This window comes from Herbaspirillum sp. C7C2 (genome assembly GCF_022627865.1).
Classification (GTDB): Bacteria; Pseudomonadota; Gammaproteobacteria; order Burkholderiales; family Burkholderiaceae_D; genus Herbaspirillum; species Herbaspirillum frisingense.
Map to the genome: position 1 here is coordinate 152,580 of NZ_JABXGI010000001.1, position 15,827 is coordinate 168,406.

15 protein-coding genes and 1 riboswitch are annotated in these 15,827 nt (G+C 64.2%); of the genes, 4 read left to right on the forward strand and 11 right to left on the reverse strand.

The genetic code is table 11. The features are described from left to right. Positions 1–75 precede the first annotated feature (75 nt). The 7 genes from HWE04_RS00740 to HWE04_RS00770 form a co-directional block, all read right to left on the reverse strand. A complete protein-coding gene (locus HWE04_RS00740; RefSeq protein WP_241811218.1) occupies positions 76–1,110 on the reverse strand; it encodes a cytochrome-c peroxidase in 1,035 nt (344 codons plus the stop codon). Positions 1,111–1,274: 164 nt separating this feature from the next. Next, the gene (gene phhA, locus HWE04_RS00745; RefSeq protein ID WP_241811219.1) at positions 1,275–2,156 is read right to left on the reverse strand and encodes a phenylalanine 4-monooxygenase; all 882 of its coding nucleotides are present in this window, start codon (positions 2,154–2,156) and stop codon (positions 1,275–1,277) included. Positions 2,157–2,236: 80 nt separating this feature from the next. Next, the gene (locus HWE04_RS00750) at positions 2,237–2,962 is read right to left on the reverse strand and encodes a GNAT family N-acetyltransferase (protein ID WP_077236185.1); all 726 of its coding nucleotides are present in this window, start codon (positions 2,960–2,962) and stop codon (positions 2,237–2,239) included. Positions 2,963–2,976: 14 nt separating this feature from the next. Further along, positions 2,977–4,209: a multifunctional CCA addition/repair protein gene (locus HWE04_RS00755; RefSeq protein ID WP_241811220.1), complete on the reverse strand. Its 1,233-nt coding sequence runs from the start codon at positions 4,207–4,209 to the stop codon at positions 2,977–2,979. A 10-nt stretch (positions 4,210–4,219) separates the two neighbouring features. Beyond that, positions 4,220–4,921, reverse strand: coding sequence for a glutathione S-transferase family protein (locus tag HWE04_RS00760; protein ID WP_102662823.1), 702 nt, complete (start codon positions 4,919–4,921; stop codon positions 4,220–4,222). A gap of 44 nt (positions 4,922–4,965) precedes the next feature. After that, positions 4,966–5,934 carry a complex I NDUFA9 subunit family protein gene (locus tag HWE04_RS00765; RefSeq protein WP_241811221.1) on the reverse strand — a complete coding sequence of 323 codons (969 nt, stop codon included), beginning with the start codon at positions 5,932–5,934 and terminating at the stop codon, positions 4,966–4,968. A 59-nt stretch (positions 5,935–5,993) separates the two neighbouring features. Beyond that, positions 5,994–8,006 carry a lytic transglycosylase domain-containing protein gene (locus tag HWE04_RS00770; protein WP_241811222.1) on the reverse strand — a complete coding sequence of 671 codons (2,013 nt, stop codon included), beginning with the start codon at positions 8,004–8,006 and terminating at the stop codon, positions 5,994–5,996. A gap of 34 nt (positions 8,007–8,040) precedes the next feature. Between HWE04_RS00770 and HWE04_RS00775 the strand changes: the two genes are divergently transcribed. Beyond that, entirely contained in the window at positions 8,041–8,637 is a 597-nt protein-coding gene (locus HWE04_RS00775; RefSeq protein ID WP_241811223.1) for a 5-formyltetrahydrofolate cyclo-ligase, read from the forward strand. Positions 8,638–8,740: 103 nt separating this feature from the next. Here the strand turns inward: HWE04_RS00775 and metF are convergent, their stop codons facing one another. The 4 genes from metF to metK all read right to left on the reverse strand — a co-directional run bounded on the left by metF (position 8,741) and on the right by metK (position 12,924). Beyond that, entirely contained in the window at positions 8,741–9,583 is an 843-nt protein-coding gene (gene metF / locus HWE04_RS00780) for a methylenetetrahydrofolate reductase [NAD(P)H] (protein ID WP_241811224.1), read from the reverse strand. After that, positions 9,580–9,933, reverse strand: coding sequence for a phage holin family protein (locus HWE04_RS00785; protein ID WP_006465147.1), 354 nt, complete (start codon positions 9,931–9,933; stop codon positions 9,580–9,582). Before HWE04_RS00785 ends, metF begins: the two co-directional genes overlap by 4 nt. 145 nt (positions 9,934–10,078) lie before the next feature. Continuing rightward, positions 10,079–11,479, reverse strand: coding sequence for an adenosylhomocysteinase (gene ahcY, locus HWE04_RS00790; protein ID WP_274619994.1), 1,401 nt, complete (start codon positions 11,477–11,479; stop codon positions 10,079–10,081). A gap of 49 nt (positions 11,480–11,528) precedes the next feature. After that, positions 11,529–11,618: riboswitch (S-adenosyl-L-homocysteine riboswitch) on the reverse strand. A gap of 142 nt (positions 11,619–11,760) precedes the next feature. After that, the gene (gene metK / locus HWE04_RS00795; protein WP_102662817.1) at positions 11,761–12,924 is read right to left on the reverse strand and encodes a methionine adenosyltransferase; all 1,164 of its coding nucleotides are present in this window, start codon (positions 12,922–12,924) and stop codon (positions 11,761–11,763) included. A gap of 189 nt (positions 12,925–13,113) precedes the next feature. Between metK and HWE04_RS00800 the strand changes: the two genes are divergently transcribed. Genes HWE04_RS00800 through dapF form a run of 3 tightly spaced genes read left to right on the forward strand, consistent with a single transcriptional unit; the run spans position 13,114 to position 15,748 of the window. Continuing rightward, positions 13,114–13,962, forward strand: a complete 849-nt coding sequence (locus HWE04_RS00800) for a lysophospholipid acyltransferase family protein (protein ID WP_241811225.1) — start codon at positions 13,114–13,116, stop codon at positions 13,960–13,962. Then, positions 13,959–14,843 carry an LpxL/LpxP family acyltransferase gene (locus HWE04_RS00805; RefSeq protein ID WP_077236195.1) on the forward strand — a complete coding sequence of 295 codons (885 nt, stop codon included), beginning with the start codon at positions 13,959–13,961 and terminating at the stop codon, positions 14,841–14,843. The genes HWE04_RS00800 and HWE04_RS00805 overlap by 4 nt, the downstream gene beginning before the upstream one ends. Positions 14,844–14,884: 41 nt before the next feature. Beyond that, the gene (dapF, locus tag HWE04_RS00810; protein WP_006465152.1) at positions 14,885–15,748 is read left to right on the forward strand and encodes a diaminopimelate epimerase; all 864 of its coding nucleotides are present in this window, start codon (positions 14,885–14,887) and stop codon (positions 15,746–15,748) included. The last annotated feature ends 79 nt before the right edge of the window (positions 15,749–15,827 follow it).

The window sequence follows — 15,827 nt, forward strand, 5'->3', positions numbered from 1 at the left end:
AGTGTTGAAAGCACCACTAGCTCGCGGATCCGGCCCCCCCTGCCGGGTCCGCTTTTTTTATGTCTGCAGGGTTGGTCAGGGCTGGTCGAAGGGTCGTGGAGGCGGCGTCTTTCCAGTCGAAGGTGGCAACAATGGCAGGCTCACGCGCGGCTGCTCGCCGGTCAGGGTCTTGAGGAAAGCGACGACCTTGGCGTTTTCATCGGCACTGAACTGCCGACCCAGCTGCAGGCGCGCCATGGTATCGACGGCTTCGGTCAAGGTGGCGGCAGCGCCGTCATGGAAGTAGGGATAGCTCAGCTCGACGTTGCGCAAGGTCGGCACCTTGAAGTGGTGACGGTCTTCTTCCTTGCCTGTGACATCGGCGCGACCCAGGGCCGGATTGCTGGTCAGGTAGGGAGCGACCAGGCCCATCTTCTGGAAGGAATTGCCGCCCACCGCAGGACCGTTATGACAGGCCACGCAGCCGGCCGACTTGAACAGTTTGTAGCCGTCCAGCTCGTTCCTGGTGAGCGCCTTGCGGTCGCCCTTGAGCCATTTGTCGAAACGCGAATTGGGCGTGACCAGGGTTTCTTCGAAGGCGGCAATGGCCTGCGTCACTTCATCGATACCCAGACGGCCGTGACCGAAAGCCTGCCTGAAGGCAGCCACGTAACCCGGAATGGACTGCAGCACATCCACCGCCAGGGCATGCGAGAAGGCCATCTCCTTGGGGTTGGCAATGGGGCCAGCGGCCTGGGCCTTGAGATCGGCGGCACGTCCGTCCCAGAACTGCGCGGCATTGAACCTGGCATTGAGCACCGTGGGCGAATTGATCGGTCCCTGTTGCCACTGGTGGCCGATGGAGGTCTTCAGGTTGTCCGTCCCGCCCATCGACAGGTTGTGACAGGAGTTGCAGGAGATGGCGCCGGAGCGCGAGAGGCGGGGATCGAAGAACAGCTGCTTGCCCAGTTCGACCATGGCGCGATTGCTCACGCGGGCGGGCTGGATGGGCGTGATCGGCTCTTTCCCGGTGGTGGTGGTGGCAGTGGCGGTGGGGGCCGCGTGGGCGGGCGGTACCAGCAAGGTGCTGGCGGCCAGCAGCAAGGTGGACAGGATGGGCTTGAAGGGCATGGCTGACTCCTTGGTGACGGACAATGAAGCCGATCATTGTCTGTAGCCAAGGCGGGCCTTTCTTGACCTGCATCATCTCGTCTTGAAAGGTCAGCAAGCTGACCGGCGGCCTCGAAGTTCTTCAGCGATTCTTCAACGAGGCCGCCTGCCGATCTCTTCAGGTTTCAGCGGTTCGGTGGCAGGTTGGTCTCGCCCGGCAGCAGGCTGTGGGCGGACAACGCTTCCTGTTGCTTCAGTCGCTCGTAGATGGGCGTGAAATCGGGCGCAGTGTCATTGAACAGTTGCTCGAAATCGCGGATGACGAAATAGGTTTCCTGGTAGGTATCGATCTTGTAGAGCGTGCGCATGATGCGCTCTACGTCGAAAGGCACGCGGCGTGGCTGCTCGCTGGAGAGGCAATATTCCACCTCGCCGCCGGAAGACAGGATGCCGGCGCCGTAGATGCGCAAACCCTGTTCGCTCTGGATCAGGCCGAACTCGATGGTGTACCAGTACAGGCGCGCCAGGTAGGCCAGGCCGTCGAGCTTGAGCGCCTTCAGGCCGCCCTTGCCGTATTCCTGCAGGTGATTGGCGAAGACCGGATTGAACAACAGCGGTACGTGACCGAAGAAGTCGTGGAACACGTCGGGTTCGACGATGTAGTCGAATTCGTGTTCTTCGCGCAGCCAGACCGTGACCGGGAAGCGGCGGTTGGCCAGATGCTCGAAGAAGGTGTGGTCCGGTACCAGGCCCGGCACGGCCACCAGCTGCCAGCCGGTGGCCTTGAAGAGTGTCTCGGTGGTCTGGTCGAAGCGCGGGATGCCTTGCGAGACGTCCAGAGCCTTCAGGCTGTCGATGAAGACGTCGCAGGCACGCCCCGGGATCAGACGCGCCTGGCGTTCATACAAACGCCGCCACAGTGCGTGCTGGGCCGGCGTATAGGCCTCCCAGTTCTGGGCCACGACATAGTTGGCGTCGGCCTGGCTGTAGTCACCGCGCAAGGCGCCGCTATCGGACTTGGTGGCGACGGTGGCAAAGAAATCGTCAGTGTTGGGATTGGTGCTCATGGCATACCCGTTATCAAAGTGAGGCGCATATTATGCGCCCCCTTGCCGGGATGGTCATGCGTGGCGGTGCGGGAGTGAATCTATGCGCCGGGCGGAGGCGGCGTCCGGTCCTTCTTGTCGCTGCCAATGCCGGTCACGCGGGCGCCCCATTTGAGCAGGGCCTTGAAGTTGGCCTTGACGATGTAGTCGAGCATGGCGACCTGTTCTTCCACGGCCTCCTGGAACACCGTGGCCGAATTGGCGGGCTTGATCTTGAGGTAGGCATCGGCTTCGCCGTAGTCACGATGGATTTCCATACCGGCCTTCTTGGCGATGTGCATCATCACCTTGTTGGAAGAGAGGCAATGCATGTACAGCGTATCGACGTCGGCATTGCGGCAGCGCATGGAGGCCCGCATGAACAGGCGTGTTCCCACGCCCAGCCCGCGTGCGGCGGCCGTGACGGAGACCCCGAACTCGGCCACCACCGGCTTGATGGTGGCGCCGCTGATGCGCGTGCTTTCCTTGGGCGCGAAAGCCAGGTGCCCCACGCCCAGCAGGCGCAGGCGACGGTCGTAGACGCCGAAGACGGTATCGCGTTCGAAGTTGATGCCTTCGACATAGCGCGTCACCATCTCGTCGGAGAGCTTGGAGCCGAAGCGCAGCAGGCGATCCTTTTCTTCCAGCGCCAGGAAGTGGCGCAACAGGTGACGCCGCGAGCGGGGTGACAATTCCTTGACGAAGACATGCGGCTTCTCATGCCGCTCACCAGCGGCCGCAGAGGCGCCGCGCAGTCGTTGCATCCAGCGGGTGAAGGGGTTGCTCATGGTCGGCCTCTGCTTCAGTGCTGCACCGGCCGGTGCTGCGCGACGAAGGCCTCGACCTGGGCGGTACGGGCTGCCAGGATGGCCTCGGGGATGCGTTGCGGCTGCGTCTGCTGGCCTGCAATGGCACCGGCATCGATCTGTTGCGCGGCCTGCAGCGCGCCCTCCAGATAGGGTGCCTGCGGGAAGGGCTGCAGCTCCAGGCCGGTGCGGCCGCGATGATCACACTCGGCGGCGCGCAGCATGTCGATGAAGCGCTGCGGCTTGCGGAAGGCGTCGCAACGGGCGAAGAACTTGACCAGCGTATCGGGACGCATCTCGAAGGCGCGGCCGACGTTGCCGTGCTCGCGGGCCGTCATCAGCGCCAGGTCGCGGCATTCACCCGGTACCTTCAGGCGGGCGCAGACCTGCTCGGCCAGGCGCTCGCTGCGTGCTTCATGACCGTGATGACGTGGCCACATCTCGGGCGGCGTGCTGCCCTTGCCGAGGTCGTGCAACAGCGCGGCGAAGCGGATGGGCAAGGAGAAGCCCTGTGCTGCTGCCCAGTCCACCACCAGCATGACATGCACGCCGGTATCGATCTCGGGATGCCACTTTTCCGGTTGCGGCACGCCCCACAGCGCGGCCAGTTCGGGCAGGATGCGCTGCAATGCGCCGCAGTTGCGCAATACCTCGAACATGCGTGAGGGCTTGCGCTCCATCAGGCCACGTGCAAGCTCCTGCCATACACGTTCAGGCACCAGGGCATCGACTTCACCCTCTTCGACCATGCGCTGCATGAGCGCCTGGGTCTCGGGGGCCACGCTGAAATCGGCGAAGCGCGCCGCAAAGCGCGCCAGCCGCAGGATGCGTACCGGGTCCTCGATGAAGGCATCGGAGACATGGCGGAACACGCGGCGCTCGATATCGGCACGGCCCTGATAGGGATCGACCAGGGTGCCATCCTCGTCCTGGGCGATGGCGTTGATGGTCAGGTCGCGACGCGCCAGGTCCTCTTCCAGCGTGACGTCGGGCGCGGCATGAAAGGCGAAGCCCTTGTAGCCGGGCGCGGTCTTGCGCTCGGTGCGGGCCAGGGCGTATTCCTCCTGGGTCTCTGGATGCAGGAACACCGGAAAATCCTTGCCCACCGGACGAAAGCCCCGCTCCAGTAACTGCTGCGGGGTGGCGCCGACCACCACGTGGTCGCGGTCCTTCACCGGCAGGCCCAGCAAGCCGTCGCGCACTGCGCCGCCGACGGTGTAGATCTTCATCTTGCTTGCCTCACTTGTGATCGGGAAGGACTTCCTTCTCGGCCAGCGCCTCGGCGATCCAGCGTGCCACCGCCGGATGCGCGCGCACGCGGTCGGCGTAGGCTTGCAGGGCCGGGGCCAGCGGCACCTGGTAGCTGATGAAGCGCATCACCACGGGCGCGTAGAAGGCGTCGGCGATCGAGAAATCGCCGAACAGGAAATCGTGATGGCCGAACTGCGACAGGCATTCTTCCCAGATTTCGCAGACGCGGCCGATATCGGCCTGCGCCTCGGGGGTACGGCCCTGGCCGGGGTAACGACCACGGATGTCCATGCTCATGGCGCTGCGCAGGCCGGTGAAGCCGGAGTGCATCTCGGCGCAGATGCTGCGGGCGATGGCGCGGGCATCGGTGCGTGCCGGCCACAGGCCACGATCGGGGAACTGTTCGGCCAGGTATTCGCAGATGGACAGCGAATCCCAGATCGCGATGTCGCCATCCAGCAGCACCGGCACGCGGCCGGAGCCGGTGTAGCGGGCGATGTCGGCGGCGGTATCGGGCTGGTCCAGCAGCACGCGCACTTCCTTGAAGGGGATGTCGAAGGCGACCATGGCCACCCACGGTCGCATCGACCAGGACGAGTAGTTCTTGTTGGCGATCACCAGCGTAGGCATGTGGCGGCCGGCTTTTTGCAGCGTCTCGGACAGTACCGGATCAAGTTCAGTGTCTTGCATGGGGGCTCGTTTCTTGAAGGTCAAAAGCGCGGTGAGCGACAGGCTCAGCGCCGCGCGGTGCTGCGAAAAAGGTCGAACTGCTGTTGCGGGCTGCGCGACGACAGGTAGCCGGGGACGATCTCCTCGACCGACCGGGGGGCAAGCCGCAGTTCGGCTGCGATAGGGCCGTGCAGTACGTTGTCCACTTGCATGGAGGCCACGTTGTCGCGGCTCATCAGCTTGCCGGGCAGGTGTTCCAGGACGAAGGCCTGCAGCCAGCCCAGGGCATCCGGCAAGCCTACCACCGGGCGCGGATGGCCACTGTACCAGCCCGCCAGACGCACCAGATCACGCAGGGCGTATTGCCTGGGCCCGCCCAGCTCGAACACCTTGCCGCCCAGGCGCGGCAACGCCAGCGCATTGACGAAGGCCTGTGCCACATCACCCACATAGACCGGCTGGAAGCGCGCCTGGGCGCTGCCCAGCGGGATCACGGGGAACATCCGGTTCAGGCCGGCAAACATGTTGAGGAAGTTGTCGCCCTCGCCAAACACCACCGACGGCCGGAAGATGGCCACATCCAGCGCCGGCGAGGCCAGTGCTTCCTGTTCGCCGGCCGCCTTGGAGCGCAGGTACATCGATGGCCCCTGGGCATCGGCGCACAGCGCGCTCATGTGCAGGTAGCGCGGTACGCCTTGCTGCACGCAGGCGGTGACGATGCGGCGCGGCAGCAGGACATGCTGGCGTTCGAAGTCGGGCCCATAGGGCGCGCCACCGCGTGCCGGGCGCGACTGCAGGATGCCGACCAGATTGATGACTGCGTCAGCCTCGGCCACCAGCCGCGCCAGCACGGCGTCGTCATGGATATCGGCCTGTACCACGCTGACCACCGGCGACACCAGCAGATGCTTGGCGCGCTCGTAGCGGCGCGTGGGGACCATGATGCGATAAGCGGTGCTGCTGCCCAGCAGTTCCACCAGCCGCGTGCCGATGAAGCCGGAACCACCGATGACGAGGATCTTCCTGACTGCCATTTGTCACTCTCCGATTTCCTGTTGGCCGCCGGCCATCGCCGACAGCGCGGGCGACGGGATCAGGGCAGGTCGGTGGCGACGTTGGAATTGGGCGCCACCGTGCCCATGCGCTGCTTCAGCGATTGCGGGCGGTTCTCGAATATGGCCGCATAGTAGGTCGCATTGGACATCACGCTCTTGACATAGCCCCGGGTTTCATTGAAAGGGATGATCTCGGCGAAGATCGCGCCTTCCACCGGACGCGGCAAGGTCGCGCGCCAGGTACGGGGGCGGCCGGGGCCGGCGTTGTAGCCGGCGGTGGCCAGGGTTTCCGAGCCTTCCATGTTGTTGAGCACCATGTCGAGATAGCTGGTGCCCAGCAGCAGGTTGGTGTTGATGTCGTTGACCTGGTCGGCGGTGAATTCACTCATGCCGATCTTCTTGGCGACGAACTTGGCGGTCGCCGGCATCAACTGCATCAGGCCGGAGGCACCCACATGGGAACGGGCCGACTTGATGAAGCGCGATTCCTGGCGGATCAGGCCATAGACCCAGGCGTTCTCCATGCCCAGCGGCTTGGTGGCGGCGTTCATCTCGGGCAGGTGCGGGGCCGGGAAGCGCTGGGTGAAATCGAATTCACTGCGGGTGCGATCAGAGGTATTGACCATGCGGTCCAGCACGTCGCTCTGGCGCGCGTACTCGGCGGCGGCCAGCAGCTGGCGGTCGCTCATGTTGCGCAATTCCCAGTTCCATTCGCGGATGGCTTCGAAGCGCAGGTTCAACTGATAGAACTTGAGCGAACGCTTGAAGCCGGCATTCTGCGAATACAGCGCCACCTCGCCAGCGCCGGGCGGGGTCGGTCCGGGCGGGATGCTGATCTTCTGGCCCAGCTCTTCCAGGGCCAGCTGACCGTAGAAGCTGAAGTTGGGTGCGATCGATTCGAACAGGCGGCGCGCGGCGTCGGTCTGACCTTCTTCCTTCAGCGCACGGCCCAGCCAGTAGACCCAGGCGGTGTCGCTGCGCAGCGGGGCCGGCATGGCCTCGATGGTCTTGCGCACGGTCTTCCAGTCGCCATCGCGCAGGGCCATGCGGACCTTCCACTGCATGGCATCTTGCGTGAGCGCTGCATCCTTGGCGCGGCGCCAGTAATCGGAAGCTTCCGGCGCCAGCTTGTAGGACGCGGCCAGCGCGATCTGCGCCCAGCCCTGGGCGACTTCCTGCGCGGTCATGTTGCGCCCGGCATCGCCGAGATAGGTAGCGGCCTGGGTCGGATTGCTCTTGGCGATGCGGCCCAGCGCGATGATGTAGAGCTGGTGGTTGGCAGCCCCCTTGCCCGGCCCCTTGGCCAGCATCAGCGCCGGGCGGTCCATGACCTGGGTGACGCCGACATCGCCGCTATCGACCAGCACGGCGGCGCGACGGGCGACGGTAGCATTGCCGTTCTCGGCCGCCTGGCGGATCTGGAACCAGACATCGGCCTGGCTGAACTGGCCGTTCTGGGCCAGCGTGGAGATCAGGTCGCTGCAGCCCTGACCATAGTCCTTGGGGTTGCTCAACAAGGCACGTGCTTCTTCGGCCACGTTCTCGCCCTTCAGGGCGCGCGAGTTGAGGGCGAAGCACTTGACCTGGACATCGTCGTTGAGCACGAACTTGGGGTATTGCTCGTCGAAGACGGTCCAGTTGCCGGTCTTGCCCAATGCCAGCAGCCAGTCGTTGCGCAGGCGGTCGACGATGGCCTGGCCATCCCAACGTGACAGGAAATCGCGGATTTCCTGTTCACTGGCGCTATAGTCGCGCACGCGCGGCTTGAGGCGGTAGTAATCGACGTAGGAGGCCAGTTCGTAACCGGACAGGCGCGCGGCCAGGTCCTGCGCCAGCGCGGCATTGTCGCTGGCAGCGGCCTGGCGCAGGGCGAGGAAGAGATCGTCGGGCGCCGCGTCCGGGGCCAGGCGTTTCTGGGCATGGGCCGCTGGCGCCACGATCAGGATGGTGCCGGTCGCCACGACCAGAGGCAGCGCCAGCGAGGTGGCCAATGAGGCGGCCAGCGCGCGCAGGCGCTGGTTGAACGGATGTTTCTTCGGACGCATACTCATGCAAGCTTCTTCATGCAGATTGATGGAACAAATAATGAACCCAAGCATAGCACGCGATGCACCCGCGCCGGAGACCGAACAGGCCCTCGCGGTGCTGCACAAGAATGCCCTGCGCGCCGACCTGCTGGGACGTCGCAAGGCCCTGGGCGACACGGACAAGCTGCGCGCCGAACAGCGCATCGGCCAGCGTGTGGTGGATTGGTGCGTCGGCTCGGCCATCACCAGCCTGGCGGTATATCAGCCGATACGGCGTGAACCCGACCTGGCTGACGCCTATAACGCGCTGGCAGCGCACGGCGTGGACCTGTGCCTGCCGGTGGTGGTGGGGCGGGAGATGCCGCTGGAGTTTCGCCGCTGGCGCCCGGGTGATGTCCTGGAAAAGGATGCCATGGGGACCAGGGTGCCGCCGGCGGGTACCGCAGTGGTCCAGCCGCAGGCCCTGCTCATTCCCTGCCTCGGCTTCAACGAGGCCGGGTTCCGGCTGGGTTACGGGGGCGGCTTCTATGACCGCACCCTGGCCGGCCCGGTGCGGCCGCTGGCGGTGGGCGTGTGTTATGGCTTCGGGCTGGTGGCGTTCGAACCGCAGACGCATGACGTGCCGCTGGATGCCATCCTCACCGATGTCGGCTGATGTGGGCTGATGTCTTCCAACCATTCGCCATTATCGATTGGACAATGAAAAAGCCGGGCCAAGGCCCGGCTCTGCAACTGGCACCCGCTTGCCAGGTGTGGCGTTACTTCACCAGTTGCTGCCAGATCGCCTCGGTGGGGGCGGCCTGGTTCAGTGAATAGAAATGCAGACCCGGTGCGCCACCGGCCAGCAGGCGCTCACACAGTTGCGTGACCACATCCTGGCCGAAGGCGCGGATCGAATCCGTATCGTCGCCATAGCTGGACAGCTTGAGGCGGATCCAGCGCGGGATCTCGGTGCCGCACATGTCCGAGAAGCGCATCAGCTGCGAGTAATTGGTGATGGGCATGATGCCGGCGATCACCGGCACGGTCGCGCCCAGGCGAGCGGCCTCGTCCACGAAGCGGAAGTAGGCATCGGCGTTGTAGAAATACTGGGTGATGGCCGCATTGGCGCCGGCCTTGACCTTGCGCGCGAAATTCTGGACATCATCCTGCGGCGAACGGGCCTGGGGATGCATTTCCGGGTAGGCCGCCACTTCGATGTGGAACCAGTCGCCGGTCTCGGCGCGGACGAACTCGACCAATTCGTTGGCATAGCGGAATTCGCTGGATGCCTGGTCCATGGCGCCATAACCGCTGGGCAGGTCACCGCGCAGCGTCACCAGGCGCTTGATGCCGTTGGTGCGGTAATCGTCCAGGATGGCACGCAGGCTGGCACGCGAGCTGCCGATGCAGGACAGGTGCGGTGCAGCCTGATGGCCTTCGCCGATGATTTCCAGCACGGTGTCGCGGGTGCCCTGCTGGGTGGAGCCACCGGCGCCGAAGGTCACCGAGAAATAGCGGGGCTGCAATTGGGCCAGCCGGGCGCGGGTGGCGCGCAGCTTTTGCGCGCCTTCGGCGGTCTTGGGCGGGAAGAATTCGATACTGAAATTATGCGTACTCATTGATTCGATCCCGATTTCAGCAACAGCGTCGACAAGGCCCAGGACACGATGCTATAGAGCAGCGCGCCGCCCACGGCAGACCAGAATCCGGCCACGTGGAAGCCGCCCACCAGTTGCGCCACGACCCAGAACATCAGGCCATTGATGACCAGGATGAACAGACCCAGCGTGACCACCGTCACCGGCAGGGTCAGCACGACCAGCACCGGGCGCACGATGGTATTGACGAAACCCAGGATGAGCGCAGCCAGCAGGGCCGAGCCGAAGCTGTCGACCTGCACCGAGTGCATCAGGTAGGGGACGGCCAGCAAGGCCAGGGCGTTGATGAGCCAGGTCAGCAGCAGGCGCACGGAGATTCCTTTCGACCCCGTCAGGGGAGTGATGAAGACAGCAGCGGCCACTGTGAGCGCGGCGCCCCTCGGGACGCCGCACAGGCCGCTGGATCGGACGTTGCCAACCATGCAGGGCCGGCGTGAGGCCGGCCGCTGGCATGGATCAGTAGCGGTAGTGTTCCGGCTTGTACGGACCTTCCAGCTTCACGCCGATGTAGGCGGCCTGCTCTGGCGTGAGTTCGCTCAACTGGGCGTTGAGCTTCTTCAGTTGCAGGCGGGCGACCTTCTCGTCGAGGTGCTTGGGCAGGGTGTACACGCCGACCGGGTAGGCCTTGGTGTTGACGAACAGTTCGATCTGGGCAATGGTCTGGTTGGCAAACGACGAGCTCATCACGTAGGACGGGTGGCCGGTGGCGCAACCCAGGTTGACCAGACGACCTTCGGCCAGCAGGATGATGCGCTTGCCGTCCGGGAAGATCACGTGGTCGACCTGCGGCTTGATGTTTTCCCAGGTGTACTGCTTCAGGGCGGCGACTTCGATTTCGTTGTCGAAGTGGCCGATGTTGCAGACGATGGCCTGGTCCTTCATCTTCTTCATGTGCTCATGGGTGATCACATGATAGTTGCCGGTGCAGGTGACGAAGATGTCGCCGTGTTCGGCGGCATAGTCCATGGTCACCACGCGATAGCCTTCCATGGCGGCCTGCAGGGCGCAGATCGGGTCGATCTCGGTAACCCAGACCTGGGCCGACAGCGCGCGCAGGGCCTGGGCCGAACCCTTGCCGACGTCACCGTAGCCGGCCACGATGGCGACCTTGCCGGCGATCATCACGTCGGTGGCGCGCTTGATGCCGTCCACCAGCGATTCGCGGCAGCCGTACAGGTTGTCGAACTTGGACTTGGTGACCGAGTCGTTGACGTTGATGGCCGGGAAGGCCAGCTTGCCTTCCTTGTGCATCTGGTACAGGCGGTGCACGCCGGTGGTGGTCTCTTCGGTGACGCCCTTGATTTCCTTGAGGCGCTTGGAATACCAGTTGGCATCCTTGGCCAGGTAGCGCTTGATGGCGTTGAAGAGGCAGACCGCTTCTTCGGAGTCCGGTTTGGCCAGGACCGAGATGTCGGTCTCGGCGCGCGCACCCAGGTGCAGCAGCAGGGTGGCGTCGCCGCCGTCGTCCAGGATCATGTTGGAATAGCCACCGTCGGTCCATTCGAAGATGCGGTGGGTGTATTCCCAGTATTCGTCCAGGTTCTCGCCCTTGACGGCGAACACCGGAGTGCCGTTGGCGGCAATCGCGGCAGCGGCGTGGTCCTGGGTCGAGTAGATGTTGCAGGACGCCCAACGCACCTGCGCGCCCAGTGCTTCCAGGGTCTGGATCAGGACGGCGGTCTGGATGGTCATGTGCAGCGAACCGGTGATGCGGGCACCCTTGAGCGGCTGGGCGGCGGCGAATTCATCGCGGATCGCCATCAGGCCCGGCATTTCGGTCTCGGCGATCTTGATTTCCTTGCGGCCCCAGTCGGCCAGGTTGATGTCGGCGACGATGTAGTCTTGTTGAGTAGTCATGGCAATGGCGCTGTTCACGCCCTCCTTTCATGAAAAAGCCAGAAAAAAAGTAACGTGAGCGCGGTTGCCAGGCGCGATGCGCCTGTTCATCGCTGCAAGCCTGGCAGGGGTTGTCCCTGTCGCAACGCTCCTTGCGGCGGTGAGGCATTGTGAGGATTGACGTACCGGACGCAATGCCGACATCGGTACGGGCAGCGGATGAAGCTGTTCATCCGCGGGAACAGCATTGTAGCGCGGGCCGGGCGTTAGTCAATGCCCGGTCCGCGCCGTCAGGCTGCGTATTACAGGCCGGCCGACGCGCGCAGGGCGGCGACCTTATCGGTGCGCTCCCAGGTGAATTCCGGCTCTTCGCGGCCGAAGTGACCATAGGCGGCGGTCTTGGCGTAGATCGGGCGCAGCAGGTCCAGCATCTGCACGATGCCCTTGGGGCGCAGGTCGAAGTGTTCCGTCACCAGTTGCGCCAGCTTTTCGTCGCTGATCTTGCCGGTGCCGAAGGTGGTCACCATCACCGAAGTCGGCTTGGCGATGCCGATGGCGTAGGACACCTGGATCTGGCAACGCTCGGCCAGGCCGGCAGCGACGATGTTCTTGGCCACGTAACGGCCGGCATAGGCGGCCGAACGGTCGACCTTGGACGGGTCCTTGCCGGAGAAGGCGCCACCGCCGTGGGGGGCTGCACCGCCGTAGGTATCGACGATGATCTTGCGGCCGGTCAGGCCGCAGTCACCCTGCGGGCCGCCGATGACGAAGCGGCCGGTGGGGTTGATCAGGTAGCGGGTGTTCTTGAGCCATTCGGCCGGCAGCACCGGCTTGATGATTTCCTCGATGGCGGCTTCGTGGATAGCCTTCTGCTCCATCTCGGGCGAATGCTGGGTCGACAGCACCACGGTGTCGATGGCGACCGGCTTGCCGTCCACGTACTTCAGGGTGACCTGGGACTTGGCGTCCGGACGCAGCCAGGGCAGGCGGCCGTCCTTGCGCAGTTGCGACTGGCGTTCCACGATGCGGTGCGCATAGTAGATGGCAGCCGGCATCAGCTCCGGGGTTTCGTTGCAGGCGTAGCCGAACATCAGGCCCTGGTCGCCGGCCCCCTGCTCCAGGTCCACTCCCTTGCCCTCATCGACGCCCTGGGCGATGTCGGGGGATTGCTTGTCGTAGGCGACCAGCACGGCGCAGCTCTTGTAGTCGATGCCGAAGTCGGCATTGTCGTAGCCGATGCGCTTGATGGTTTCGCGGGCCACATCGATGTAGTCGACATTGGCACGGGTGGTGATTTCACCGGCCAGCACCACCAGACCGGTGTTGCACAGGGTTTCGGCGGCCACGCGGGATTGCGGATCCTGGGTGAAGATGGCATCCAGGATGGCGTCCGAGATCTGGTCGGCGACCTTGTCGGGATGACCCTCGGAAACGGATTCGGAAGTGAAGAGATATTCGTTGGACATGCAAGCCTCTGACTGAAAACGATTTAGCAATGTCGCGGCCCATCGTCAGTCGTGCCTGCGACGCTTTAGCGAAATTTGTACCCCGTCTCGCAAGTTGTCATTAACTCGACGGCTTGTGCTATTTTACGCCTCTTGCAATTTTCTGCAATTTGGCGGCGGAAGCGCCCCGCTCAACCGTTATCGGCACGTATGCTCGTTTCTTTATTCCGCCTGCTGTCCTTCCTGCCCTTGCCAGTATTGCATGCCATCGGCGTGGTGACGGGCTGGCTGGTGTTCCTGCTCTCGCCGTCCTACCGGCGCCGTCTGCAGAACAACATTGCCCTGGCCGGACATCGCGCCAGCCTGTTCAAGGCGGTCGGCGAGGCGGGCAAGGGCATGTTCGAGCTGCCGTTCATCTGGTGCGCCTCGCCCCGCCGGGTTCTGCGCACGGCACGCCTGCGCAACTGGGATATGGTGGAGCAGGCGCTGGCGGCCAAGTCCGGTGTCATTTTCCTCACGCCGCACCTGGGTTGCTTCGAAATCTCGGCCCAGGTGGTGGCGCACCAGACCAGCCTGAGTGTCCTCTACCGCCCCCCACGCAAGGCTGCCCTCAAGCCCCTGATCGAGGGCGCCCGTGCCCGCGCCAACCTGCACCTGGCCCCGGCCAACCTGGCGGGCGTGCGCATACTGCTGAAGGCGCTGAAGAATGGCCAGGCCATCGGCCTGCTGCCGGACCAGGTGCCGCAAAACGGCGAAGGCGTCTGGGCCGACTTCTTCGGCAAGCCGGCCTACACCATGACCCTGCCCGCCAAGCTGCAACAGATGAGCGGCGCACCCTTGCTGCTTGTCTATGCGGAAAGGCTGTCCTGGGGACGCGGCTTTGCCGTGCACTTCGTTCCATTTGAAGGTGAACTTCCCGAATCGCCGGTACAACAGGCCCGCGCCATCAACGCCGCCATGGAAAAACTGATCGCCCACTGCCCGGCCCAATATATCTGGAGCTACAACCGCTACAAGACACCGCCCGGCGTGACCAGGCCCGGGGAGGCATCGTCATGAGACTGCTCCTGGCCATCATGTGGCTGCTGCACTGGTTGCCCCTGCCCATCCTCGGCCGCCTGGGCGAAGGTATCGGCGCGCTGCTCTATATCTATATGCGTCCCCGGCGTCATATCGCGCTGACCAACCTGCGCCTGTGCTTCCCGGAGAAGACCGAAGAAGAACGCGTACGCATTGCCCGCGAGCATTTCCGCCTGTTCGCCCGCAGTGCACTGGAACGCGGCATCCTCTGGTGGGCGCCGGTATCGCGTCTGCGCCGGTTGATCCAGGTCGACCCGGGCATGCCGCTGGAGACCTTCGCCAAGGGGCCGACCATCCTGCTGGCACCGCATTTCGTCTGCCTGGAAATTCCCGGCGCGACCCTGGGCGTGTTCTCCGAATATTCGGCCTGTACCATCTATACCAAGCAACGCAATGCCGTCATCGACCGCGCACTGCTGAAGGGCCGTCTGCGCTTCCGGCCGGCAACCTTGCTGGCGCGCGAACAGGGCGTCAAACCCATCATCCGCGCCATGCGCAAGGGCCTGCCCTTCCTGATGTTGCCGGACATGGACTTCGGCATCCGCGACGCCGAATTCGTGCCTTTCTTCGGGGTACCCGCCGCCACCCTCACGGCCACGGCCCGCATCGCCGCAGCTACCGGTGCCGCGGTGGTGCCGGTGGTCTGCACCTTCCTGCCCAACTACAAGGGCTGGAAAGCCACCTACTATCCCGCCTGGACCGACTATCCGGGCGAGGACATCGTGGCCGCCACGCGCCGCATGAATGCCTTCATCGAAGAACGCGTACGTGAGCATCCGGCTGAATACTTCTGGGCCCACAAGCGCTTCAAGACCCGTCCGCCGGGCGAGCCGGACGTCTATGGACGCGACGCGGACTGAGCAGCGAGCGCGACGGCCAGCAGCCGTCCTATAATCTGCACATGAAAATCAAATTTACCAAGATGCATGGCGCCGGCAACGACTTCGTCGTCCTCGACGCCGTCAACCAGGCCATTTCGCTTACCCCCGCCCAGTGGCAGTTCATCGCCGACCGTCGCTTCGGCATCGGTGCCGACCAGATGCTGGTGGTGGAAAAAGCACAGGGTGCCGGCATCGATTTCCGTTATCGCATCTATAACGCCGATGGCGGCGAGGTCGAGCAATGCGGCAATGGCGCGCGCGCCTTCGTGCGCTTCGTCACCGAAAAGGGGCTCACCGACAAGCGCGCCATCCGTGTGGAAACCATGTCCGGCGTGATCGAACCGCGCCTGGAAGACGACGGCCAGATCACCGTGGATATGGGCGCCCCCATCCTGACCCCGGCCGACGTTCCCTTCGACAGCCATGGCCTGCAGCATCGCAGCGAGGCCGAAGACAATCTGTGGCCGCTGGACGTGGCCGGCAAGACCACCTGGATCTCGGTGGTGTCGATGGGCAATCCGCACGCGGTGCAACTGGTCGATGACAGTGAAGCCGCGCCGGTACTGACCGACGGTCCGCTGATCGAACATCACCCGCGCTTCCCCAAGCGCGTCAATGCCGGTTTCATGCAGGTGGTCGATCGCCATCACATCAACCTGCGTGTCTATGAACGCGGTGCCGGCGAAACCCTGGCGTGCGGCACCGGCGCCTGTGCCGCAGTGGTGGCCGGCATTCGGCGCGGCCTGCTGGATTCACCGGTGGCGGTGCAGACCCATGGCGGCGTGCTCAACATTGCCTGGGCCGGCCCGGGCGAACCGGTGATGATGACCGGACCGGCGGTGACCGTGTTCGAAGGCGAGATCGATTTGCCGGATCAGCTCTGAGACAATTTAATACACATATGAAAACGGCTTGCTGAACACATCAGCAAGCCGTTTTCATTTGCCTGCGACCTTGGAAGGC